This window comes from Paeniglutamicibacter selenitireducens (assembly GCF_051550675.1).
In the GTDB taxonomy this organism is placed as follows: Bacteria; Actinomycetota; Actinomycetes; order Actinomycetales; family Micrococcaceae; genus Paeniglutamicibacter.
Map to the genome: position 1 here is coordinate 64,491 of NZ_JBPULF010000006.1, position 22,059 is coordinate 86,549.

Genomic DNA, 22,059 nt, shown 5'->3' on the forward strand with positions numbered 1-22,059 from the left:
CGGGCCTGCGGTGAAAAACGAAGCGCTGTTTAGGCTTCGACGACCACGCGGGTCACGTTCGGGTCAACGGCAATGCCGGGGCCGAAGGTGGTTGCAACGGTTGCCTTGGTGATGTAACGGCCCTTGGAGGAGGAAGGCTTCAGTCGAAGAACCTCGTCCAGTGCTGCTGCGTAGTTCTCGGCCAGCTTCTGCGCATCGAAGGAAACCTTGCCGATGATGAAGTGCAGGTTCGAGTGCTTGTCGACGCGGAAGTCGATCTTGCCGCCCTTGATGTCGTTGACAGCCTTGGCGACGTCCATGGTGACGGTGCCGGTCTTCGGGTTCGGCATCAGGTTGCGCGGGCCCAGGACCTTGCCCAAGCGGCCAACCTTGCCCATGAGGTCAGGGGTCGCAACTGCTGCGTCGAAGTCGGTCCAGCCGCCGGCGATCTTGGCGATCAGGTCGTCCGAGCCAACGAAGTCGGCGCCGGCTGCGATTGCTGCCTCGGCCTTGTCACCGTTTGCGAAAACGAGGACGCGGGCGGTCTTGCCGGTGCCGTGCGGCAGGATGACCGTGCCGCGGACCATCTGGTCAGCCTTGCGCGGGTCGACGCCGAGGCGGAATGCAACCTCAACGGTCTCGTCGGCCTTCGAGGAAGCGATTTCCTTGGCCAGGGCGATTGCCTCGGTCGGTGCGTAAACCTTGTCGGCTTCGATCTTAGCCGCGGCGGCTACGTATGCTTTGCTGCGCTTTGCCATCTGCTTTTTCTCCTTGTGCAGTCGTGGTCTGTATGGGTCGCGCGCGACCCTGCCACTTGCGATCGGGTGCCCACCCTGCGGTGGAGAGTGTCCCGGTCGTCTTGTTTGTTATGGGGGTACGCTGCCGGTATCAATCCGGCGGCGCGGTGTGCAGAGAGGCTATTAGCCTTCTACGGTGATGCCCATGGAACGGGCGGTGCCGGCGATGATCAGGGCAGCAGCCTTGATGTCGTTGGCGTTGAGGTCTTCCATCTTGGAAGCGGCGATTTCTTCAACCTGAGCCTGGGTCAGGTTGGCAACCTTGACGGTGTGCGGGGTTGCGGAACCCTTGGCAACGCCTGCAGCCTTCTTGATGAGCTCTGCGGCCGGCGGGGTCTTGGTGATGAAGGTGAAGGAACGGTCTTCGTAGACGGTAATTTCAACCGGGATCACGTTACCGCGCTGCGACTCGGTCGCTGCGTTGTAAGCCTTGCAGAATTCCATGATGTTGACGCCGTGCTGACCAAGCGCCGGGCCGATCGGAGGTGCCGGGTTGGCGGCGCCTGCCTGGATCTGCAGCTTGATGAGTCCGGTGACCTTTTTCTTGGGGGCCATGTCGGGTCCTTCTTCTTATGCGTTGCCCCGTTGCACAGGAGCGTACCTCGGGGGGTTGGCCGCCGTGGCGCGGCGGCCGGGTCATGCCGATATCCCGGTAAAGCAAACCGGGAAAGGCACGAAGACTAATGTTACTGGATCTTGGTGACCTGGCTGAACGACAGGGTCACCGGGGTTTCGCGCTCGAAGATCGAAACCAGGACCACGAGAGTGGAGGATTCCAGCTTGATCTCGCTGATAGTTGCCGGCAGGGTCTCGAACGGGCCGTCGTTGACGATGACCGATTCGCCGACCTCGAAGTCGACCGTGACCTCGGTGATCGGGACGCGCCCTGGCTTCATCGTGGCAGCCTGCTCTTCGCTGACGATGGTGTGCTCAAGCATCGAGAAGACTTCCTCGAGGCGCAGCGGATCCGGGTTGTGGGCGTTGCCGACGAAGCCGGTGACACCGGGGGTGTGACGAACGGCACCCCAGGAGGCGTCGGTCAGTTCCATGCGGACCAGGACGTAACCGGGAATGCGGACACGACGCACGATCTTGCGCGTGGTGTTCTTGATCTCGACGACCTCTTCCATCGGGACCTGGATTTCATAGATGAATTCTTCCATGCCCAGGGTCTGGATGCGGGTTTCGAGGTTCACCTTGACGCGGTTTTCGTAACCAGCGTAGGAGTGGATGACGTACCAGTCACCGGGCTGGCGGCGCAGCTTGGTGCGGAATTCTTCGATGGGGTCAACGGCCGGGGCTTCCTCGGCCGCTACCTCTTCGGGAGCCTGCTCGGCGTCCTCGGAAACGACGGAATCGGTCGACACCTCTTCGGTATCGACCTCTGCTTCCTGGCCTTCAACTTCTTCGATGGCCTGCGGTTCGAGTTCCTGATCGGACACTGCGGTTCCTGCTTTCTGTTACTGGTTCACCAGAAATATGGGGCGAATCGTCCGGCTTACTTTTCGGCCGGGTTGGTGAAGATCCAAATAGATCCGCTGCCGAACACGAAGTCCAGGGCGGAAATGATGACCATCATCAACACGACGAAGCCGATGACCACTAGCGTGTAGTTCACCAGTTCGCTGCGAGTCGGCGTAACGACCTTCTTCAGCTCAGAAATCATCTGGCGGAAGAACAAGGCGATTCCGGCGAAGAAACCCGCCTTGGCCGGCTTCTTGTTGCGCCCTGCGCCGTGCGAATCGCTCGCAGTCGTTTCAGTCACCGGTTCCTCGTTTCAGATTATGCCAATTGAAACAATCACGGTGTGCCGCAGTCTTATCGACCACGACACACCGTGACGTGAATTTCGCCGAGCAATCCAGAATGATTGCTACTGCGCAGGGCAGACAGGACTCGAACCTGCAACCTGCGGTTTTGGAGACCGCTGCGCTACCAATTGCGCCACTACCCTTCGAGTCCAGGGACTCGTTCAACCACACAAACCGCTGGCGACTTGAGTGATTCAGATGTTTTCCAACACCGAGGAACAAGTTTACGCATGAATTGGGTCGATTGTCGAACCGGGGACAAGTTCCCCGTGTTTTCAAGGGTTTTCCGGCGTCCCTGTTAGGTTGTCTTGCGTGCGTACATCCAAATCAGGGCCCATTCGACATGAGCTCGCCAGTGCGTTGATCCTGCTGGTCTTCGCCGGCGGTTCGATCCTCGATGCCATTCTCGGCATCGCCCTCCTGGCAGGGCCCGGCCCCTTCGCTGCCATCCGGGCCATGGCCGCGACGGTTCCCTTGCTCGTGGCCACCGGCGTTTGGGTTGTCCTGCGCAAGCACCGGGAATTCTCCGGCACCTGCATCGCCATGTTCGCACTGGCATTCCCCGCCTGGTTCGTCGAATTTGCTTCGCCGATTCCCGTCAGCTGGTACCTGGGCGCGGGATTGGTGCTCTGGTCAATGCGGTTGGGCCAGAACCTGCTCTCCTGGGCCGGTACCAGCCTGCTGGTGCTGGCGGCCGGAGCCCAGTTCCACCTGATCAACTACTCCGGTGCCATGTACCTGCCATTCGTCGTCACGGTCCCGGTTTTCCTGTGCGCGGCCGCGTACTTCCAGTGGCACCAGGTCCGCGCACAGGCCCAGGACATCGATCTGGACGAGCAGCACAGGGAGGAGCTCCACCTCAGTCGCTACGGCCGCCTGCCCGCAGAGTGGACGGCACCCGGAACGTCAGCCGGCCGGCGCCCGTGAACACCGCGCGTCGCATTGGTTGATTTAGTCGTTTTGCGGGGCGGAGGAGCACTAAGCTGAAACCACACCCCAACCCACCTCCCCATCCAGGAAGCGACGACATGTCACGCATTTCCCGACGTATCGGGTCCATCGCAGAATCCGCAACGCTGGCCGTAGACGCAAAGGCCAAGGCCCTGAAAGCCGCCGGACGCCCGGTCATCGGCTTCGGCGCGGGCGAACCGGACTTCGCCACCCCCGACTACATCGTTGAAGCAGCCATCGCAGCGGCACGCAAGCCCCAGTACCACCGCTACTCCCCCGCGGCCGGCCTGCCGGAGCTCCGTGCTGCCATCGCCGAGAAGACCATGCGCGACTCCGGCTACAAGCTTGACGCTTCCCAGGTCCTAGTCACCAACGGCGGCAAGCAGGCCGTGTACAACGCTTTTGCCACGCTGCTGGATCCGGGAGACGAAGTCATCGTCCCGGCACCGTACTGGACCACCTACCCGGAAGCCATCCGCCTGGCCGGCGGCGTGCCCGTCGAGGTGTTCGCCGGACCGGAGCAGGGCTACAAGGTCACCATCGAGCAGCTCGAGGCGGCCGTGACGCCCCGGACCAAGGTGCTGCTCTTCGTCTCGCCGTCCAACCCGACCGGTGCCGTCTACGCACCGGAGCAGGTTGCGGAGATCGGCCGCTGGGCCGCATCCAAGGACCTGTGGGTCATCACTGACGAGATCTACGAACACCTCACCTACGACGATGCCGTCTTCACCTCGATCGCGACCGCCGCACCGGAGCTGGGCGACAAGGTCATCATCCTCAACGGCGTCGCCAAGACCTATGCCATGACCGGTTGGCGCGTGGGATGGATGGCGGGCCCGCTGGACGTCATCAAGGCTGCCACCAACCTGCAGTCGCACGCGACCTCCAACGTCTCGAACGTTTCGCAGATCGCCGCGCTGGCTGCCGTTTCCGGCCCGCTGGACGCCGTGGCCGAGATGCGCACGGCCTTCGACCGCCGCCGCAAGGCCATGGTCTCGGCGCTGAACGCGATCGACGGCGTGCACTGCCCGGTCCCGGAGGGTGCCTTCTACGCGTACGCCGATGTCCGCGGCCTGCTGGGCCGCGAGATCCGCGGTGTCGTCCCGACCACCTCGGCCGAGCTCGCCGCGCTGATCCTGGAACAGGCCGAGGTCGCCGTGGTTCCGGGCGAGGCCTTCGGCCCGTCGGGATACATCCGCCTGTCCTACGCGCTGGGCGATGCCGACCTCGCCGAGGGCGTCGGGCGCATGGCCGCCCTGCTGGGCGAGGCCAAGTAGGTAGCACATCGACAAACGGCGGTGGCCGGCAAGCTCCTCGCGGAGGTTGCCGGCCACTGTTGCATCCCGGGCAGGTGGGGCCGGGCCCCATCAGGCCGGCCGGGAGGCTAGAGGATCCGCCGGTCCACGGCCCAGCGGGTCAGTTCGTGCCGGTTGGAGAGCTGCAGCTTGCGTAGCACGCTCGAGACGTGGGTCTCGACGGTCTTGACGGAGATGAACAGGTCCTTGGCGACTTCCTTGTAGCTGTAGCCGCGGGCGATCAGCCGCATCACCTCGAGCTCCCGGGCGCTGAGCAGGTCAAGTTCGTCGTCGGCGCTGACGGCGGCCTGCGTCCCGAACGCGTCGAGCACGAACCCGGCAAGCCGCGGGGAGAAGACGGCGTCGCCGCCGGCCACGCGCTCCACGGCGTCGGAGATCTCCTTCCCGGAGATCGACTTGGTGACGTAGCCGCGCGCGCCGGCGCGAATGACCGTGACGACGTCCTCCGCGGCGTCCGAGACGCTCAGGGCCAGGAACCGCACGGTGGCGAACATGTCGGCACATCCCGCGAGCACCTCGGCGCCTCCCCCGCCGCGCCCGCCGGGCAGGTGCACGTCCAGCAGCACCACGGCCGGCGCGTGGGCGTGCACCGCGGCGATGGCCTGCTCCACGGTGGCGGCCTCGGCGACCACGCGGATGCGCCCGTCGAGGTCCGCCTTGAGGCCCGAACGGAAGATGGCGTGGTCGTCGACCACCACCACGTCAATGGGTGTTGCTGCCTGCTCGGTCATCGTCGTCCTTGGTTCTCTCGTTCATTGTCAGGTGCACTTCCGTGCCGTCCTCGGTGCTGCGGATGCCGGCGCTGCCGCCGTTGCGCTCCATGCGCCCGATAATCGACTCGCGCACGCCGTGGCGGTCCCCGGAGACCTGGTCCACCTCGAACCCGTCGCCGCGGTCGCGCACAAAGACCTCCACACGCTCCGCCCCGGCCTCCACGTAGACCGAGATCGTCCCGCCGGCGTGCTTTGCCGCGTTCGTCATGGCCTCCCGGGTTGCCTGGAGCAGCGCATCGTGCCCGGCCAGGCCGCTGCGTTCACCGACGGCAACCACGTTGATGGAGACCAGGTAGAGCTCCTCGACCTCCGCAGCCTCCCGGCGGATGGCCTCGGTGATTTCGCCTTCCTCGGGATCCTGGGTGTTGTAGAGCCACTGGCGCAGCTCGCGTTCCTGGGCCCGGGCCAGGGTCAGCACCTGGGCGGGGTCGTGGGAGCGCTTCTGGATCAGGGCCAGGGTCTGCAGCACCGAGTCGTGCAGGTGCGCGGCGATGTCCGCACGCTCGGCGGCGCGCACCCTGTTGGAGCGCTCGGAAACGTAGTCGCGCCAGAAGCGCAGGCCCCACGGGAGCAACACCAGGGCCAGGCCCGCGATGACGGCCACCGCCACGGCCAGGCCGGAGAGCAGCTCGCGCAACCCGACGATGCCGCTGAGGAAGAGCAGCAGCCCTGTCACCACCAGCGCCACCCCGACCACCAGGCGCACGAGCGCGCCGGTACTCAGCGTGCCGGTGCTCCGGCGCAGTCCGGCGCGGCCCTCGTCGTCGAGCTGAAGCCAGGCCAGGATGGCCCCGGCGAGCACCACGAGCACGGGCCACAGCTTCTCCAGGCGGAGTTCGGCCCCGAGCATCTGCGCGGAGACCAGCCCCGCGACAACCAGCAGCCCGGCACCCACGAGGACCTGGCGCATCGAATGCTGCCGCTGCTCCCCGGCCGGGTCGTCGGGGTCCCCGGCGACCGGCTTGTTCAGTTCCTCCGCGAGGCCGAACCGGCGGGTGCCCTCGCGGCGTTCGGCCTCGCGCCGGACGTCGGTGGCGCTGGGCAGGAAGATCCACAACCAGGCGTAGAGGACGATGCCGGCCCCGGCCAGGCCCGTGGCCAGCACGAACCCGATGCGGATCCAGCGCACCTGGATCCCGAGGTGCGCGGCCAGGCCGGAACACACCCCGGCCAGCACGCGGGAGTGTCCGCGGACCAGTTCGGGGCGTTCGAGCGTCGTGTTCATTCCTCAATACAAGCACGTCCGGGGCCGCCGGAGGGGCTTCCCCGGCCGCTTCAGGGGGTTCTTCAGGGTTCAATCAGGGGCGACCCCCATGGCGGGCGCCGTTCGGGCGCGGAAGGATTGGTGTCATGAATGAAACACCAGTCGAACACGGTTTTTTCCGTTGGGTCAGGGAACTGGAGGTCCGCCGGGGCACCGACCACTGGATCGGCGGCGTGGCCTCCGGCCTTGCCGAACGCCTGGGCCTGGCACCCATCCTGGTCCGCGGCATCTTTGTTGCCCTCTCCTGCCTGGCGGGCCTGGGCCTGCTGGTCTACGGCCTGGCCTGGGCCCTGCTGCCGGGCCCCGACGGCAGCATCCACGCCCAGCAAGCCATGGCCGGGCGCTGGAGCAACGGCATGACCGGGGCGCTTGTCTTCTTCGTCGGCGGCGCCATCGGTTTCCCCTGGTTCTTCAGCTGGTGGGACGGCGGCTTCTGGACCTTCGCGGTGATTGCCGCAATCCTCTTCATCGTCTTCTCCCGCAGCGGCCGCTTCGGGGACCGCCCGATGGCGGCCAACCAGGCAGGCACTCCGGAGACCGGCCCCTGGGCGGCGCAATACCCTTCCTCCCCCGAAGGGCAGCGGCCCGAGGCCCCCGGCACGCCGGGCGCCCCCTCGGCGTTCGGCGCTGTTCCGGCCCGCACCTCCCCCGGCGACACCGCCCATGGCGGGCAGTCCCCGACCACCATGGGGCCCGAGGCCGGGCAGGGGTCCACCCCGGACCCCGACTCTGACCCGGACTCGGACCTCACGATCCCGTTCGACGTGCACGGACCCCACGGGCCGGCCGCCGGTTCCGCAACCGGCTCAGCGGCAACCGCCGCCGCCGACAACGACACCTACGGCGATGCGACGACGCCGCTGGACCGGACACCGCGCACAAGCACCGAAACAACCCCGGCGGCCTCGCCGGACACCGCCGAGGCGGGCTTCGGGCCCGCGGACCAGGAGCGCACCATGCCGTTCGCAGCAGCCGCATCCCCGCGCGAGCCCAGGATCGACGAGCCGTTGCCGCCGCTGGATCCGGCATGGCCCGGAACCCCGGACACCGGCAGCGGCTTCACTCCCCCGCCCTACGTCCCGCCCGTCTACACCCCCCAGGCGCCCGCACCGAAGCCGCCGCGCCTGCGCGCCATGCCCGGCTACGCCGCAAGCATCGTGCTGGGGCTGGCGGTGCTGGTCTTCGCGCTGGTCGTCGGGCTCAACGAGCTCGGCTGGCTGGACCTTCCCGCCAGCCCCGTCGCCGTCGGTTTCGCCGCGGCGCTCGTGGTCATCGCCCTGGGCCTGGTGGGCGCGGCCCTGAACCAGCGCACCGGCGGTGCCCTGGTCGGCTTCGGCATCGCGACCCTGGTCTGCTCCCTCATCTGGAGCGGCGGCGCCCTGCGCATGGCCGAGTTCAACATGTTCAGCAGCGGCATCAGCACCACCGACGAGGGCGGCAGCACCAACGTCTTCCACTCCGGGGAGATGGACCTGCGCCACTACTCGACGATCACCGAGGACACCGAGGTTTCGATCGACAACGTGTTCTCCTCGCTGAAGCTGGTGGTTCCCGACAACATCCCCGTCGTGCTCGAGTTCAGCGGAGCCTTCACCTCGCTGAACGTCAACGGGGCGGACACCGCCACCACCGGCGGCAGCACCAGGCTCAACCCCGCGGCCACAGGCCCGACCCTCCGAATCGACCTCGACGGCGCCTTCAACAGCGTCGAGGTCAGCGTCCAGAAAGCAGAGGTGGCACCATGAGCCAGCAATTCCCGCACCCCGGGGCCGAAAACGCGGCCCCCACGAAGTTCCCCACCGGGACCCTGGTCTTCGGCCTGATCCTGCTGGTGGTCGGCGCGCTCCTGCTCGCCGGGCTGCTCTTCGGGATCCAGCTCAACGGACCGCTGGTGTTCATCGGGCTGCTCGGCGGCGCCGGACTGATCCTCGTGGTCTCCGGGATCGCCGCGGCACGCCGCACCCGCTAGCCGCCACACACCGCCGTGCCGGGCGCAACACGCGCCCGGCACACATAATTCCCACCCAACCAACGGCCCCACCCGGCCCGCAGCATGAAAGACTTGCCGACATGGACTCCTTCTTCAACTCACTCCGTTCCGTCCCGCTGCGCCGCGGCCCCAAGCGCCTCGTCGCAGGCATCGCCGGCGGCATCGCCGACAAGTTCGGCTGGGACGTCACCCTGGTACGCATCGGCCTGCTGCTCAGCTTCCTGCTGCCGGTCCTGGGCATCCCGCTCTACCTCGTGGCGTGGCTGCTGATTCCGGCACAGGACGACACCATCGCCCTGCAAAAGATCATCCGCTCCTTCAAGAAGTAGGACCCGGCGATCCCTGCCGGTGTCCCGCCTCCCGCCCCGCGCGGAAGGCGGGACACCGGCCTTCGCGCGTCCACGGGGACACCGTTCCCCGGCGCCGCCGCGTAGCACTGCGCCGGCGTGTTGGCGATCACACCCGCCCCGTGGCTAGACTGGTTCCTGTCGAGCTCAGCGTCGCGCTCCCACCACCCAGTCCCGGCCCCGCGGCCCGGACACGAGCACCGACAGAGAATTGAGTTTGCATGCGCATCGGGATCCTGACCAGCGGCGGAGACTGCCCGGGACTGAACGCGGTCATCCGCGGCGCCGTCCTGAACGGCATCAAGAGCTACGGGCACGAGTTCGTCGGCTTCCGCGACGGCTGGCGCGGGGTGAAGGACGGCGACTTCATCGAGCTCCCCCGCGAGGCTGTCCGCGGCATCTCCAAGCAGGGCGGCACCATCATCGGAACCTCTCGCACCAACGCGTTCGAGGGCGAAAACGGCGGCCCGGAGAACATCAAGGCCACGCTCAGGCGCATCGGCGTCGACGCGGTCATCGCGATCGGCGGCGAGGGCACCCTGGCCGGGGCCAAGCGGTTGAGCGAGGCGGGCCTGAAGATCGTCGGCGTGCCCAAGACCATCGACAACGACCTCGACGCCACCGACTACACCTTCGGATTCGACACCGCCAACCAGATCGCCGTTGAGGCCATAGACCGGCTGCGCACCACGGGCGAATCCCACCACCGCTGCATGATCGCCGAGGTCATGGGCCGGCACGTCGGCTGGATCGCACTGCACGCGGGCATGGCCTCCGGTGCCCACGCCATCCTCATCCCCGAGCAGCCCACGAGCATGGAACAGATCTACACCTGGGTGCGCGAGGCGCACGAGCGCGGTCGCGCCCCGCTCGTCGTGGTCGCCGAGGGCTTCGTCCCCGAGGGCGCCGACGCGGCGTTCTCCGACCGCGGGCTCGACGCATTCGGCCGCCCGCGGCTCGGCGGCATCGGCGAGCAGCTGGCCCCGTTCATCGAGGCCGCCACCGGACTCGAGACCCGCGCCACGGTGCTCGGGCACATCCAGCGCGGCGGGGTTCCCAGCGCCTTCGACCGCGTGCTCGCCACCCGGCTGGGCATGGCCGCCGTCGACTCGGTGCACGACGCCGCCTGGGGCTCGATGGTCGCGCTGCTCGGCACCAAGATCAACCGGGTTCCGTTCCAGGCGGCACTGAACAACCTCAAGCGCGTCCCCCAGGAACGTTACGACGAGGCCCGGATCCTCTTCGGCTGAACCGCCTTCGGCCATATGCCCGGCGACGCGCGCGTGTGCGCGGCGCCGGGCACCACACAAAACCGGCACCCTGCACTAGGCTCTAAGCGTGAATCTTGAATTCGGCACCCGTGCCATCATCGCCCTGGCGTGGGCGCGCGACTTCGGCGTCGATGACTCGGCCCTGCAGCCGGACCGGGCACCGGTGCGGCTCTTCGTCCCGGCCACCGGCACGGACATGGTCCAGGTCCTGCACCTGGGCGACCACCAGGTGGTCCGCGCCCCCGAATCGCTGCTGCCGCTGCTGCGCTCCGCGCCCGACGAGCATTTCATGGACGACCGGGCGCTTGTGGCGCTGCTGCACGGCAGCGGGTTGGCCCCGTCGGTGCGCTCGCTGGGCATCGACGCCCTGACCTATGTCGATGCCCCGTTCGAGATCGTCGACTCCGAGCACGTCTCGATGTCCACGGCACGCGCGGACCTGGCCAGGCTGCAGGACCGCAGCCCGCGCGACGACGCCTCGACCACCGCGCTGCAGGGTTGCGACAACTGCTTCGTGCTGTTCCCCGAGTCGGGCGATGATCCCGTGGCGGCGGCCAGCTACTGGGCACCGGGCGGCCTGCTGGCCGACACCACGGTGCTCACCCACCCGGCGATGCGCGGCTACGGGCTGGGCAAGTACGCGGCGGCGCTGGCCGTCGACGACGCGCTGAGCGAGGGCCTTGTCCCGCAGGCACGCATCAAGGACGGGCAGGAGGCTGCCAGCGCGCTGGCGACGTCCCTGGGCTTCGAGCTGGTGGGATCGCTGCTGAGCGTGCGGCTGCACAACGGACTGTAGGCACGCCCGGGGTGTCGTCCCGCCCGCGCGTGCGGGCGGGACTAGTGCGGTTGGCGCAGGAAACCGGTGAAGCGACCGGCGGTCTGCCCGGCGTCGGTGGCCACGATCGTTTCCTGGGATGCCGCGTAGGATTCCTCGCCGTCAACGACCTGCAGCGCGGCCTCGGGGTCGATGGTGCGCTTGACCAGGGCCAGGCCGATCGGTCCGGCCTCGAAGTGGGTGGCCACCGAGGTCAGCCTGCCGATGGTCTTCCCGCCGAGGCGGACCTCCGACCCTGCGACGGGCAGCGTGTGCATGGAACCGTCGAGATGCAGGAACACGATGCGGCGCGGCGGGTGCCCGATGTTGTGCACGCGCGCGATGGTTTCCTGGCCTTTGTAGCATCCCTTGTTCAGGTGGACCGCGGTGCGGACCAGGTCGAGCTCGTGGGGAATGCTCTTCTCGTCGGTCTCGAAGCCGAAGCGCGGACGCCACGCCGCGATCCGCAAGGCCTCCACCGCCATCATGCCGGCCAGCGGGAGGTCGGCGACGGCCGACTCAAGGTCGCCCAGCGGGAGGATGTACTCGCGCCACGGGCGCTCGGCACCCGGGTGCTCCCCCGCCGAGTAGGCATAGCCGCCCGGGGAGATCTCGGGCCAGGAATCGACCCAGCAAGGGTATTTCTCCAGCGCGGGCTGCGGCGCACATGCACCGACGAGGCCGAAGTCTGCGCTCACGTCCGTGACCTCGACGCGCAGCATGAAACGCATGCGGTCGAGCCACGCGGCCAGCGGCGCACCCTGGCCCGGTTCGACGAGCAGCCAGAGCTTGTCCTCGTCGGCGAGGATGCGGATGTCGAATTCAACGCGCCCCTGGACGGTCAGCAGCAACGTCTGGGTGCTCTGTCCGGGCCGAAGCCCCAGCAGCATCTGGCTGGAGAGCGTGTTGAGCCAGCTCAACCGGTCTTCACCGGCCAAGGTCACCACGTCGAAGTGGGACATGTCGGCCACTGCGGTTCCGGCGAGCAGCCTGCGCTGCTCCGCACTCAGCTCGCCGTAGTGGGCCGCAACGCCCTCATCGACGCCGGATCCGGCCACTGCGGCAGGTCGCTTCAGCAACGGCGAGAGCGCCATGGCCTATGCCTGCTTCTTGAGTGCGGCCGAGGCGTGGGCCTTCAGCTCGTTGCCGCCGGTGGATACGTCCCATCGCCAGTACAGGTCGCCGTTGACCAGCCCGTAGATGCGGGTCGCCGAGGCATACTCCTTGGCGTTGGAACCGCGCATCACCAGGTCGGTGGCCAGCTGGATCTGCGGGCCCTTGATGACGCCGTAGTAGAGCTCGGAGATCGCCCCGGGGTGGGCGATGTTCGCCTGGATCTTGAACCCGTTGTCCTCGGTCCGCAGTGCCTCGACATCCTCGGCCGAGCGCAGGGTCGGAACGATGTCTCCCGGCACCATGCCCGGGCCGAGGTCGCCGTCCACCATGGGGCGCTCCAGGGACCAGAACCCGGTTTCAACGGACAGCGGGCGCAACTTGGTGCCCTGCTCGTCGGTGATCCAGGATTCGGAGCGGTATTCCAGGAACGGCAAGCCGTTCTGCGTGAAACTCACGCGCTGCCAGAAGAACTCGTCGTCCGCTTCCCCCTCGCCGAGGCGGCCGTTTCCTTCCCAGGTTCCGAGGAGCCAGGAAAGGGGTACGAGCTCGGGGGTCAGGTCCGTGGGGATCTCAATGGCCATGGGGCGTGCGCTTCCTGCTGCGTGTCCTGGTTACTTCTGGCCCTTGAAGAGGCGGGTGACGACAAGTGCGGCGAAGCCGGCCATGCCCAGTCCCGCGAGGGTCAGCAGGGAAAGGAAGAAGATCTCGAGGCCAAGGTAGTTTTCAGTCATGGCTCCATCCTAACCGCTTCCGCAGCAACCCACCGATCTTTGCGACAGGAGCCTCCCCTTCGCGCCGGGACATGCCGGCGGACTCCGGGGAATCGGCGGCGACACGGGGCATTCACCGGCCCGCCGGAGCGCATCCGTGCACCACGTCCGGGACTCTGTGCGTGACAAAGACCACTGGGCCCAAGGCCGCGGAAGGCTCCTAGGCCATCAGCAGTTGGGCGTACCAAACGACGGATCCGCACACCAGCAGCGGGGCGCCGGCCGCCGCGAGCACCTCGGCGGTGTTGCGCGGGCCTCCGGCCGTGACAAGCATGGCTCGGCAGCCGACCACCACCAGGCCGCAGGCGGCGCCCATCAGCATGGCAGGCAGCACGTTGACGCCAATGTCCAGCATGCTCGCGGCTCCGCCGACCAGGGCCGCAAGCATGAAGCCCAGCGGGAAGACGATGCGGTCCGGCAGGCGTGACATGCCGGGGGCCGCAGCGGCGAGGATGCTCAGGCCCGCTATCAGCATGAGCACGCGCCATTCGGGATCCGTGCCAAGCGCCACCCACCCGGCGCCGAACGCCGCAACCACCATGCCGGCGATGCCGACGGCCACCGATTCGAGGCGCTGACGGGCATCGGTGCCGCGGAAGAGCTGGGTGAGGAACATCAGGATCGCGCCGATGCCCATGCACGGGGCCAGCCACATCAGGCCCGGGAACGGTTCGCCAAGGCCCGCGAGCAGGGCGGCGGCCGCGGAAACCAGGAAGATGACAAGACCCACCGGGTTCGGGGCGGGCAGCTTCAGCAACCGGGGCCAGCCGAAGGCGAAGGCGCCCAGGAGCAGCAGCACTACAGCAAGCACGGGCCACGCGGCGGCACCGGGGAGGTAGCTCGCCCCGACGACCAGGGCAAGGATGATGGTTCCTGTGGCCAAAACTTTGAGTCTCACAGGTTACATCCTGCCTTATCCGGCACCGGGCGGCCCCATCCGGACCGGGCGAACCGGGCGCGGCAGCCGTCCCCGCGGGGCTCGCGGCACGCCGGCCGGCCCTGACGCGGGATCCGGGACCTGGGTCGTCGTCACATGCTCGGATGTGAAACACCCGACAACCTATACTGCTCTTATGCACCCGATCCCGTAGATGTGCTCGGTTTCTTATTCACAACCTTGAGGAGGGGCATCCATGGCAAGCATCCTGTTGCTGACAAACGCACCCGGCCCGTCCCCGGACGTCGTTCCCGCCCTCGAGCTGCTCTCGCACCAGGTCCGCATCCTCCCGGCCCAGGCCACGGCGCTCCTGGATGCCGAGGATGCGCAGGTGATCATGGTCGACGGACGCAAGGACCTCGTGGCATCGCGCACCCTGTGCCAGCTGCTCCGCACCACGGGCATCAGCAGGCCTGTCCTGCTGGTCCTCACGGAGGGAGGGATGGCCGCGGTGTCCGGGCAATGGCAGGTCGACGACGTGTTCCTCGACTCCGCCGGGCCCGCCGAGGTCGAGGCCCGGCTGCGCTTGGCGCTGGCCCGCAACCTTCCGCAGGACGAACCCGAGGCCGCCCCGATCCGCGCCGCCGGGGTGCTGATCGACGAGGCAAGCTACACCGCCAAGGTGCACGGCACCCCGCTGAACCTGACCTACAAGGAATTCGAGCTGCTCAAGTACCTGGCCCAGCACCCCGGCCGGGTCTTCAGCCGCGAGCAGCTGCTCCACGAGGTGTGGGGCTACGACTACTACGGGGGCACCCGCACCGTGGACGTGCATGTGCGGCGCCTGCGCGCCAAGCTCGGCACCGACCACGAGCAGCTCATCGGCACGGTCCGCAACGTCGGGTACCGCTTCACGCCACAACGGCAGGAAAACCACGAGGTCGTCGACGCCTAGGGACCGCGGCGCTATGTTTAGGGGTATGAACGCCGCCAGAAACCCCCTCGTCTCCATCGACATCGTCAAAGGCTCGCCGGAGCACTCGGTCCAAGGTGCGGTGCGCACGCTTGCCGCCGCGGCCGAGGAGGCCGACGGCAACCCGCCGCTGGGCGAACAGACACTGCTGCGGCTGCGCGGGGAGCAGGACCCGGACGCCATCCTCGGCGCCTACGCCTACCTGCTCGAAAGCGCCGACTACGATTCCGGCGAGCTGGTCGGTGCCGCCGTCGCGGTGCTGGGCACCGGCGGTCAGCCGGGCACCCTCGAGCTCGCGGTGCACCCCTCGTTCCGCGAGGACGGGATCGCCGGCGCGCTGCTCGATGCCCTGGCCGGGCGCACGGACCTCGCACAGCTGCGTGCCTGGGCGCACGGGAACCACGAGGGTGCCGCGAAGCTTGCCGAGCGCTTCGGCTTCGCCCCGGTGCGCGAACTGTGGCGCATGCGCCTGGTCCACGGCGCCCCGGTGCCCGCCCCGGTGCTGCCCGAAGGCGTCGCGATCCGCGCCTTCGACCCCCATTCCGACGGCCCCGCCTGGGTCGCCGCCAACGCCGCAGCCTTCGCTCACCACCCCGAGCAGGGCGCCATGACCCTGGCCGACCTGCAGGCCCGCATGGACGAGGACTGGTTCGACGCCGCAGGCTTCCTGCTCGCCGTCGATGCGCAGGACCGCATCCTGGGCTTCCACTGGACCAAGGTCCACCCCGCCACCTCCTCCCCCACCACCGGGGAACACCAGGCCCTCGGCGAGATCTATGTGGTCGGCGTGGTCCCGCAGGCGCAGGGCACCGGCCTGGGCAAGGCCCTGACGCTGGCCGGCATCGAACACCTGAACGGCAAGGGGCTCGACGCGCTGATGCTCTACGTGGATGCGGACAACACGGCCGCCGTCGCGCTCTACCGGAAGCTCGGTTTCACCAAGTGGGATGTCGATGTCATGTATGCGCCGGCATCCTCGCGCGATTCGGTAGAGTAAGTACCAGACGCAAAGCCGCGTGCCCGGGGTTCCGCCGCCGGGCACGCGGCTTCCTACTTCACACCACGCTAGGGGCAGAGCAATGGACCCGCACCCAGTCACCACCACCCTGGGCCTCACCGACGTGCCGGCAGCCCGCGCGACCCAAGACCGGATCGAACTGCCCGACTTCGGCCCCTCGGCGGTGCCCGACGGCGACTTCGCCGGAGACAGGTTCCTGGACCGGGAGCTGAGCTGGCTGCACTTCAACGCCCGCGTGCTCGAGCTCGCCGAGGACCCCGACCTGCACCTTCTGGAACGCGTCAACTTCCTCTCGATCTTCTCCTCGAACCTCGACGAGTTCTTCATGGTCCGCGTCGCGGGCCTCAAGCGCCGCATCGCCACGGGCCTTGCGGTGCCCTCCGCCGCCGGCATGAGCCCCATCGACCAGCTGGAAATGATCCTGGCCGACGCCCACGCGCTGCAGCTGCGCCACGCCAAGGTCTTCGCCGAGCAGGTCCGCCCCGCCCTGGAGGCCGAGCAGATCCTGCTCACCACCTGGGACGAGCTCGACGCCCGCGCGCAGACAGAGCTGCACCGCTGGTTCATCGACCAGGTCTTCCCGATCCTGACGCCGCTGGCCGTCGACCCGGCGCACCCCTTCCCCTACATTTCCGGGCTCTCGCTGAACCTCGCCGTGGTGGTCCGCAACCCGGTCAGCGGCAAGGAACTCTTCGCCCGCCTGAAGGTGCCGGACACCATGCCGCGGCTGATCTCTGTGGACGGGCCGCGCGCCGGAAACACCGCGGGCCGCGTGGCTCGCTTCATCACGCTCGAGGACGTGATAGCCCAGCACCTGGAGCACCTCTTCGCCGGCATGGAGATCGTCGAGCACCACTTCTTCCGCGTCACCCGCAACGAGGACCTGGAGGTGGAGGAGGACGACGCCGAGAACCTGCTGCAGGCCCTGGAGAAGGAACTGCTGCGCCGCCGCTTCGGCCCCCCGGTGCGCCTCGAGGTGGTCGACGACATCGCCCCGAACATCCGCGCCCTGCTGGTGCGCGAGCTGGGCATCGAGGAGGACGAGGTCTTCGCGCTCCCGGCCCCGCTGGATTTGCGCGGGCTGGGCGTCATCGCCGGCATCGACCGCTCGGACCTGCACTACCCCAAGCAGCTGGCCCACACCTCCCGGCACCTCAACGAGTCGGAGACCTCAAAGGCCGCCAACGTGTTCGCCGCGATGCGCCGGCGCGACATCTTGCTGCACCACCCCTACGACTCCTTCTCCACCTCCGTGCAGGCGTTCCTGGAGCAGGCGGCCAACGACCCCAAGGTCATGGCCATCAAGCAGACGCTCTACCGGACCTCCGGCGACTCGCCGATCGTCGACGCGCTGATCGACGCCGCTGAGGCCGGCAAGCAGGTGCTGGCACTGGTGGAGATCAAGGCCCGCTTCGACGAGCAGGCGAACATCTCCTGGGCGCGGAAGCTCGAGCAGGCCGGCGTGCACGTGGTCTACGGCATCGTGGGCCTGAAGACGCACTCCAAGCTCTCCCTGGTGATCCGCCGCGAGGGCGACAAGCTGCGCCGATACTGCCATATCGGCACCGGCAACTACCACCCGCGCACCGCACGCTACTACGAGGACCTGGGCCTTCTCACGTCCGACGAGCAGGTCGGCGAGGACCTCTCGCACCTGTTCAACCAGCTCTCCGGCTACGCCCCGCGCTCCACCTTCAAGCGCCTGCTTGTCGCCCCGCGCTCGCTGCGCTCCGGGCTGATCGACAGGATCGAGGCGGAGATCGCCAACCGCCGGGCGGGGCTTGCCGCTCGCGTGGTCATCAAGGTGAACTCCATGGTCGACGAGGCGATCATCGACGCCCTGTACCGGGCCAGCCAGGCCGGGGTGCGGGTCGACGTGATCGTGCGCGGCATCTGCGCGCTGCGCCCGGGCATCCCGGGGCTCAGCGAGAACATCCGGGTGCGTTCGGTCCTCGGCCGCTTCCTGGAGCACAGCCGTGTCTTCATGTTCGCCAACGCCGGCTCCCCGATGGTCTACATCGGCTCCGCCGACATGATGCACCGCAACCTGGACCGCCGGGTGGAGGCATTGGTCTCGCTGAGCAGCCACGAGGACATCACCGAGCTCGTGCACCTGCTGGACCGCTACATGGCCCCGGGCACCGCCAGCTGGCACCTCGATGCGGAGGGTGCCTGGACGCGCCACCACAAGGACGCGGACGGGGCACCCCTGCAGGACATCCAGTCGTGGTTGCTTGATTCGCGGGCCCGCCAGCGGACGGCAGTGAGGCGCTAGAACCGTGCACATGCTTCGCTCCTGCGATTCCCTGGAGGTTCGCGAGGGTTCCTTCGCCGTGGTCGCTGCCGGCGCCATCGTCTGGCGGCTCAACCGCGGCGAGCTGGAAGTCCTGATGATCCACCGGGACCGCTACAACGACTGGTCCTGGCCCAAGGGCAAGCTCGACGAGGGCGAGACGATGCCCGAGTGCGCGGCCCGCGAGGTCTTCGAGGAGGTCGGGCTCGACATCGAGCTCGGCATCCCCCTGCCTGCCATGACCTACGAGGTCGGCAGCGGCACCAAGGTCGTCTACTACTGGGCCGCCAAGGCACCGTCCACCAAGCCCGTTCCCGACGGCAGGGAGACCGACGCCGTGCGCTGGTGCACCCCGAAGACCGCCGGCAAGTGGCTGACGAACCCGGGCGACATGGCTCCGTTGGAGTCCCTGGTCCAGGCGCACAAGGCCGGGATACTGGACACCCAGCCCTTCCTGGTGGTCCGCCACGCCAAGGCCAAGCCCCGCTCGAACTGGACCCGGGAGGAAGGCAAGCGCCCGCTGGCCGCCACGGGCCAGCGCCAGGCCCTGGCCGTCGCCCGGCTGCTCGATGCCTGGCGTCCGGAACGGGTGGCCTCGAGCCCGTGGACCCGGTGCGTGCAGACCATCACCCCGTACGTGAAGCAGCACCGCTTCACCGTCAAGCTGCTGAACCCCACCACCGAGCACGAGGCAAACCGCCACCCGGCCAAGGCCCGCAAGGCCGTGGCCAAGCTGCTGGACAAGCGCCGCCCCCAGGTACTCTGCACGCACCGGCCGGTGCTGCCGCTGGTCCTCGCGGAGCTCACCGGGCGGATGGACGAATCGCTGGCGGCGTTCCTCCCGGCCGAGGACCCCTACCTGCGCCCGGGGTCCCTGCTGGTGCTCCACCAGCCCTCCGCCGGCAAGCGGAAGCTCGTTTCGGTGGAAGTTTACGACGCGTTCGAGGACTAGCCCCTCCTCTTGGCGGTAGGCTCGGAGCAAGCCCCCCCCGCGCGAGGTTTGCGGGGCGTGGTCCTGACGAACAAGAGGAGTGCACCATGGCTGTTGCAAATCACGGCACCGTCCCGGAAAAGATCGTCCACCAGGGCCTGCGCCTGGACAACGACGCGGACCGCGGCCGCTACAGCCTGTGGCAGGGCCCGACCTACGTCGGCTTCCTCGGCTACCACCTCGACGAGGGCGTGGCGACGCTGCAGCACACCATCATCAAGGAAGAGTACAGCCGGCAGGGCTACGCCCGGGCGCTTGTCACACTCGTCCTCGAGGACCTGCGGAAGCACGGTGCGGCGGTCGTACCCGAGTGCACCTACGTCCAGGACTACCTGCGCCGCTACCCCGAGTACAACGACATGCTCGCTGCCTGACTTTTCGCCTGACACACCTCCTGGACGGTGGAACTTTGTCACAATGAGTTGATACATTGAGACAAAGTTCAATCCAGGGGGTCCACCTTGTCTCAGCTCACCGCGATCGGTGTGGGGCTGGCCGTTTCCGCGGCCCTCCTCTATCTGGTGTTGCGCTTCTTCGTCGCCAACCCGTCGGCACGCGACAGCAGCAAGGCCGTCTCCAGTCATGCCATGTGGACGGCTGTCATCGCTTTCCTCGCCTCCGGCACGACCGGGCTGGCGAACCTGTGGACCAACCCGGATCCAAACTACCCAGGGGAAACCAGCTCTCCCGTGTTGGTCATGCACGCTGCTGCCCCCGGCCTCTGGCTGGGCGTCATCTACGCCCTGGGTCAGTTCACCTGGCCGCGGCACCTCAAACCCGTGCGCTCGGCCTCCCTGGAGGCACGAAGCATCAGGACCGTGATTCCCAGGTTCCTGGCCAGTCTCCTCCTGGTGTGCACTTTGCTCAGCACCGTAGCCATCGCTTTCGCCTGGAGCGACCCCGGCGCCCCAAACCGGGTGGGCACCGAGTCATCCGGCACCTACGAGCAGACATATATCGACGGAGTGCCGGTGGACCAAGACGGCCACCCCGTGGACGAATACGGGAACCTCCTGGACGAGGAAGCAGCCGAAGAAGCGGCCAACCAGCCATTCGTCCCCTCCATCACCGGAGCCCGCCCCGGCACCTTCGTCGGTCCCTACCTGCTCGGCGGGCTGGCCCTGGTGCTGGCGTCTGTCGCCGTCGTCACTGCACTCGTGGTGCGTCGTCCACCACTGGACGCCCTTGACGACGAGGCCAACACGGTGTTGCGCATCATCTGGATCAACCGTTTGTTGCGCACCGCAAGTGTTGTCATCGGCGGGTTCGGAGCCATGTCGTTGAACTACCTGGCTGCCTCGATACGTGCACGCGCCGACTGGGCCGTTCCCGTCGGCGGCCCCGGATTCGATATCGACATGGCCGCACAGGACCAGGCCAACGCCCTGAGCATGATCGGTTTTTCATCAATGTTGATCCTGGTCATCGTCGTGCTTGCCTGCCGTCCCCCGGCACTGAACCACGTGTCGCCGGGCTCGCACCCCGCGGGCATCCCCTCCGCTTCATACACCACCGCTCGTGATTTCCTGTTGCTGGCCCAGTGCGCTTCGGTTTTTGCCCTCGCTTTCCTGGGGATGATTCCGTCCTGGGTTGCAAGTAGTCCCGACACCCCCACGTGGGAAATGGTCAACGTCGACGGGCAAGAGGTACACAACCTGGTCTCCGCCACCGGGCCAACGAGGTTGGCGGAACTTGCAGCCTTCGCGGCAACCATGCTGTTTGTCCTGCTCGGCTACGTCCTCATTCAGGCACTTGCCGCCCGCCTAGTCGCCAACAGGCTGGGCAGCGGCATCCCGCTGGACGTGCCCCGCCCGGAATTGCTGCCCACCTGGTTCATCACGATCCTCGTCGTTGCCGGAGTCACGGCCCTGGCGAGCATCACCGTCTTCCTAACAAAGGGTCCCCCGGCGCTTGCTGTGGCGGGATGGCGGATGCTGGGCCTCCTCCTGGTGGCCGGCCTGACGTCCGTGGGGCTCTATCGAATGGCCGCAACCCGTGCGTCTCTGCGCGAGGCCGGCATCCGGGAAGACCATGAAGTGCGTATCCTCGTAGCCCACCGAGGGGCCCGAATGTTCGGCGGTATCGCTTTCCTCATCGCCGCCATCTTGGGTTCGCCCAGGTACTGGGAACCGGCAAGCATGACCTATGGCGAAGGAATGAACCCCGAGCTTGATCCCACTGGATTCCAGATCACATTCCTGATACTTGGCGCGGCGTTGTGCATGCTACCTGCTGCAACGGCCTACCGATCCCCCAAGCCCAGCTCCAGCGCACTGAGCGCGGGTCGGCGTTGAGCGCCCTTGTCACGATCGACCTGCGGGACGCCACGCCGCCGTTCGAACAGATCCGCACCCAAATCGCTTCTCTGATTGCCGTCGGACGGCTCGTCGAAGGATCGCGCCTGCCCACGGTACGGGCCCTGGCCTCCGACCTCGGGGTGGCAACAGGCACCGTGGCTCGCGCGTACAAGGAACTCGAAGTGGCCGGGCTTATCGAAAGCCGCCGGCGTCTGGGCACCATTGTCGCGCGCTCCCCGGTCAACGACGGCGGAGCTACCGCCGCCCCGGGGATCGAGCTGCGGATCTCCGAACTGGTGGCGGAGTCACGCGCTGCGGGCATGGCCGACGAGACCGTCCTGGCCCTGGTCCGGGGACGGCTGCGCGCCACCGAATAGGGCGCTTGGCGAGGGAATGCCGACGACGGCCTTC

General features: G+C 67.6%; 23 protein-coding genes and 1 tRNA gene. 14 read left to right on the forward strand and 10 right to left on the reverse strand.

The genetic code is table 11. The features are described from left to right. Positions 1-29: 29 nt before the first annotated feature. The 5 genes from rplA to ACSYDW_RS11800 all read right to left on the reverse strand — a co-directional run bounded on the left by rplA (position 30) and on the right by ACSYDW_RS11800 (position 2,730). The gene (rplA, locus tag ACSYDW_RS11780) at positions 30-737 is read right to left on the reverse strand and encodes a 50S ribosomal protein L1 (RefSeq protein ID WP_438338918.1); all 708 of its coding nucleotides are present in this window, start codon (positions 735-737) and stop codon (positions 30-32) included. 162 nt (positions 738-899) lie between these two features. Further along, entirely contained in the window at positions 900-1,331 is a 432-nt protein-coding gene (gene rplK / locus ACSYDW_RS11785; RefSeq protein WP_438338919.1) for a 50S ribosomal protein L11, read from the reverse strand. Between the two features lie 131 nt (positions 1,332-1,462). Continuing rightward, entirely contained in the window at positions 1,463-2,218 is a 756-nt protein-coding gene (gene nusG / locus ACSYDW_RS11790) for a transcription termination/antitermination protein NusG (RefSeq protein ID WP_438338920.1), read from the reverse strand. A gap of 56 nt (positions 2,219-2,274) precedes the next feature. Then, positions 2,275-2,541 (reverse strand): preprotein translocase subunit SecE, encoded by a 267-nt coding sequence (gene secE, locus ACSYDW_RS11795; protein ID WP_438338921.1) that lies wholly within the window; start codon positions 2,539-2,541, stop codon positions 2,275-2,277. 116 nt (positions 2,542-2,657) lie between these two features. Then, positions 2,658-2,730, reverse strand: a tRNA-Trp gene (locus ACSYDW_RS11800). 169 nt (positions 2,731-2,899) lie between these two features. Here ACSYDW_RS11800 and ACSYDW_RS11805 point away from each other — a divergent pair. Continuing rightward, positions 2,900-3,514, forward strand: a complete 615-nt coding sequence (locus tag ACSYDW_RS11805) for a hypothetical protein (protein ID WP_438338922.1) — start codon at positions 2,900-2,902, stop codon at positions 3,512-3,514. A 101-nt stretch (positions 3,515-3,615) separates the two neighbouring features. Beyond that, positions 3,616-4,815, forward strand: a complete 1,200-nt coding sequence (locus ACSYDW_RS11810; protein ID WP_438338923.1) for a pyridoxal phosphate-dependent aminotransferase — start codon at positions 3,616-3,618, stop codon at positions 4,813-4,815. Positions 4,816-4,922: 107 nt separating this feature from the next. On the opposite strand, the gene ACSYDW_RS11815 is transcribed toward ACSYDW_RS11810, so the two are convergent. Together ACSYDW_RS11815 and ACSYDW_RS11820 are read right to left on the reverse strand one after the other, a co-directional pair. Next, positions 4,923-5,585, reverse strand: a complete 663-nt coding sequence (locus tag ACSYDW_RS11815) for a LuxR C-terminal-related transcriptional regulator (protein WP_438338924.1) — start codon at positions 5,583-5,585, stop codon at positions 4,923-4,925. Beyond that, positions 5,557-6,852 carry a PspC domain-containing protein gene (locus tag ACSYDW_RS11820; RefSeq protein WP_438338925.1) on the reverse strand — a complete coding sequence of 432 codons (1,296 nt, stop codon included), beginning with the start codon at positions 6,850-6,852 and terminating at the stop codon, positions 5,557-5,559. The genes ACSYDW_RS11815 and ACSYDW_RS11820 overlap by 29 nt, the downstream gene beginning before the upstream one ends. Before the next feature lie 125 nt (positions 6,853-6,977). Between ACSYDW_RS11820 and ACSYDW_RS11825 the strand changes: the two genes are divergently transcribed. The 5 genes from ACSYDW_RS11825 to ACSYDW_RS11845 all read left to right on the forward strand — a co-directional run bounded on the left by ACSYDW_RS11825 (position 6,978) and on the right by ACSYDW_RS11845 (position 11,295). Then, on the forward strand, positions 6,978-8,636 hold the full coding sequence (locus ACSYDW_RS11825) for a PspC domain-containing protein (protein WP_438338926.1): 1,659 nt from the start codon (positions 6,978-6,980) through the stop codon (positions 8,634-8,636). Further along, positions 8,633-8,860 carry a hypothetical protein gene (locus tag ACSYDW_RS11830; RefSeq protein WP_438338927.1) on the forward strand — a complete coding sequence of 76 codons (228 nt, stop codon included), beginning with the start codon at positions 8,633-8,635 and terminating at the stop codon, positions 8,858-8,860. Before ACSYDW_RS11825 ends, ACSYDW_RS11830 begins: the two co-directional genes overlap by 4 nt. A gap of 101 nt (positions 8,861-8,961) precedes the next feature. Then, entirely contained in the window at positions 8,962-9,210 is a 249-nt protein-coding gene (locus ACSYDW_RS11835) for a PspC domain-containing protein (protein ID WP_438338928.1), read from the forward strand. A gap of 239 nt (positions 9,211-9,449) precedes the next feature. Then, positions 9,450-10,478, forward strand: a complete 1,029-nt coding sequence (locus ACSYDW_RS11840) for a 6-phosphofructokinase (RefSeq protein ID WP_438338929.1) — start codon at positions 9,450-9,452, stop codon at positions 10,476-10,478. A gap of 88 nt (positions 10,479-10,566) precedes the next feature. Next, on the forward strand, positions 10,567-11,295 hold the full coding sequence (locus ACSYDW_RS11845) for a GNAT family N-acetyltransferase (protein WP_438338930.1): 729 nt from the start codon (positions 10,567-10,569) through the stop codon (positions 11,293-11,295). 41 nt (positions 11,296-11,336) lie between these two features. Here the strand turns inward: ACSYDW_RS11845 and ygfZ are convergent, their stop codons facing one another. The 3 genes from ygfZ to ACSYDW_RS11860 all read right to left on the reverse strand — a co-directional run bounded on the left by ygfZ (position 11,337) and on the right by ACSYDW_RS11860 (position 14,097). Beyond that, positions 11,337-12,407 (reverse strand): CAF17-like 4Fe-4S cluster assembly/insertion protein YgfZ, encoded by a 1,071-nt coding sequence (gene ygfZ, locus ACSYDW_RS11850; RefSeq protein ID WP_438338931.1) that lies wholly within the window; start codon positions 12,405-12,407, stop codon positions 11,337-11,339. 3 nt (positions 12,408-12,410) lie between these two features. After that, positions 12,411-13,010, reverse strand: a complete 600-nt coding sequence (locus ACSYDW_RS11855) for a heme-binding beta-barrel domain-containing protein (protein WP_438338932.1) — start codon at positions 13,008-13,010, stop codon at positions 12,411-12,413. A gap of 349 nt (positions 13,011-13,359) precedes the next feature. Next, a complete protein-coding gene (locus tag ACSYDW_RS11860; RefSeq protein ID WP_438338933.1) occupies positions 13,360-14,097 on the reverse strand; it encodes a hypothetical protein in 738 nt (245 codons plus the stop codon). 235 nt (positions 14,098-14,332) lie between these two features. Between ACSYDW_RS11860 and ACSYDW_RS11865 the strand changes: the two genes are divergently transcribed. The 7 genes from ACSYDW_RS11865 to ACSYDW_RS11895 all read left to right on the forward strand — a co-directional run bounded on the left by ACSYDW_RS11865 (position 14,333) and on the right by ACSYDW_RS11895 (position 22,025). Then, positions 14,333-15,031, forward strand: coding sequence for a response regulator transcription factor (locus tag ACSYDW_RS11865; protein ID WP_438338934.1), 699 nt, complete (start codon positions 14,333-14,335; stop codon positions 15,029-15,031). A 25-nt stretch (positions 15,032-15,056) separates the two neighbouring features. Then, positions 15,057-16,046, forward strand: a complete 990-nt coding sequence (gene mshD, locus ACSYDW_RS11870) for a mycothiol synthase (RefSeq protein WP_438338935.1) — start codon at positions 15,057-15,059, stop codon at positions 16,044-16,046. 82 nt (positions 16,047-16,128) lie between these two features. Then, positions 16,129-18,342, forward strand: coding sequence for an RNA degradosome polyphosphate kinase (locus ACSYDW_RS11875; RefSeq protein ID WP_438338936.1), 2,214 nt, complete (start codon positions 16,129-16,131; stop codon positions 18,340-18,342). A gap of 10 nt (positions 18,343-18,352) precedes the next feature. Continuing rightward, a complete protein-coding gene (locus tag ACSYDW_RS11880) occupies positions 18,353-19,312 on the forward strand; it encodes an NUDIX hydrolase (RefSeq protein WP_438338937.1) in 960 nt (319 codons plus the stop codon). An 86-nt stretch (positions 19,313-19,398) separates the two neighbouring features. Continuing rightward, positions 19,399-19,725 (forward strand): GNAT family N-acetyltransferase, encoded by a 327-nt coding sequence (locus ACSYDW_RS11885; protein ID WP_438338938.1) that lies wholly within the window; start codon positions 19,399-19,401, stop codon positions 19,723-19,725. Between the two features lie 87 nt (positions 19,726-19,812). Then, positions 19,813-21,645, forward strand: coding sequence for a hypothetical protein (locus tag ACSYDW_RS11890; RefSeq protein ID WP_438338939.1), 1,833 nt, complete (start codon positions 19,813-19,815; stop codon positions 21,643-21,645). Beyond that, a complete protein-coding gene (locus ACSYDW_RS11895; RefSeq protein ID WP_438338940.1) occupies positions 21,642-22,025 on the forward strand; it encodes a GntR family transcriptional regulator in 384 nt (127 codons plus the stop codon). Before ACSYDW_RS11890 ends, ACSYDW_RS11895 begins: the two co-directional genes overlap by 4 nt. Positions 22,026-22,059 lie beyond the last annotated feature (34 nt).

Excerpts from the sequence above, each read along its gene's own strand:
- ygfZ (WP_438338931.1), bottom strand. The coding sequence starts at position 12,407 with ATGGCGCTCTCGCCGTTGCTGAAGCGACCTGCCGCAGTGGCCGGATCC.
- ACSYDW_RS11885 (WP_438338938.1), top strand. The coding sequence starts at position 19,399 with ATGGCTGTTGCAAATCACGGCACCGTCCCGGAAAAGATCGTCCACCAG.
- ACSYDW_RS11865 (WP_438338934.1), top strand. The coding sequence starts at position 14,333 with ATGGCAAGCATCCTGTTGCTGACAAACGCACCCGGCCCGTCCCCGGAC.
- rplA (WP_438338918.1), bottom strand. The coding sequence starts at position 737 with ATGGCAAAGCGCAGCAAAGCATACGTAGCCGCCGCGGCTAAGATCGAA.
- ACSYDW_RS11840 (WP_438338929.1), top strand. The coding sequence starts at position 9,450 with ATGCGCATCGGGATCCTGACCAGCGGCGGAGACTGCCCGGGACTGAAC.
- ACSYDW_RS11855 (WP_438338932.1), bottom strand. The coding sequence starts at position 13,010 with ATGGCCATTGAGATCCCCACGGACCTGACCCCCGAGCTCGTACCCCTT.
- ACSYDW_RS11825 (WP_438338926.1), top strand. The coding sequence starts at position 6,978 with ATGAATGAAACACCAGTCGAACACGGTTTTTTCCGTTGGGTCAGGGAA.
- ACSYDW_RS11820 (WP_438338925.1), bottom strand. The coding sequence starts at position 6,852 with ATGAACACGACGCTCGAACGCCCCGAACTGGTCCGCGGACACTCCCGC.
- ACSYDW_RS11830 (WP_438338927.1), top strand. The coding sequence starts at position 8,633 with ATGAGCCAGCAATTCCCGCACCCCGGGGCCGAAAACGCGGCCCCCACG.
- ACSYDW_RS11835 (WP_438338928.1), top strand. The coding sequence starts at position 8,962 with ATGGACTCCTTCTTCAACTCACTCCGTTCCGTCCCGCTGCGCCGCGGC.
- ACSYDW_RS11810 (WP_438338923.1), top strand. The coding sequence starts at position 3,616 with ATGTCACGCATTTCCCGACGTATCGGGTCCATCGCAGAATCCGCAACG.
- rplK (WP_438338919.1), bottom strand. The coding sequence starts at position 1,331 with ATGGCCCCCAAGAAAAAGGTCACCGGACTCATCAAGCTGCAGATCCAG.
- ACSYDW_RS11875 (WP_438338936.1), top strand. The coding sequence starts at position 16,129 with ATGGACCCGCACCCAGTCACCACCACCCTGGGCCTCACCGACGTGCCG.
- ACSYDW_RS11815 (WP_438338924.1), bottom strand. The coding sequence starts at position 5,585 with ATGACCGAGCAGGCAGCAACACCCATTGACGTGGTGGTGGTCGACGAC.
- mshD (WP_438338935.1), top strand. The coding sequence starts at position 15,057 with ATGAACGCCGCCAGAAACCCCCTCGTCTCCATCGACATCGTCAAAGGC.
- ACSYDW_RS11880 (WP_438338937.1), top strand. The coding sequence starts at position 18,353 with ATGCTTCGCTCCTGCGATTCCCTGGAGGTTCGCGAGGGTTCCTTCGCC.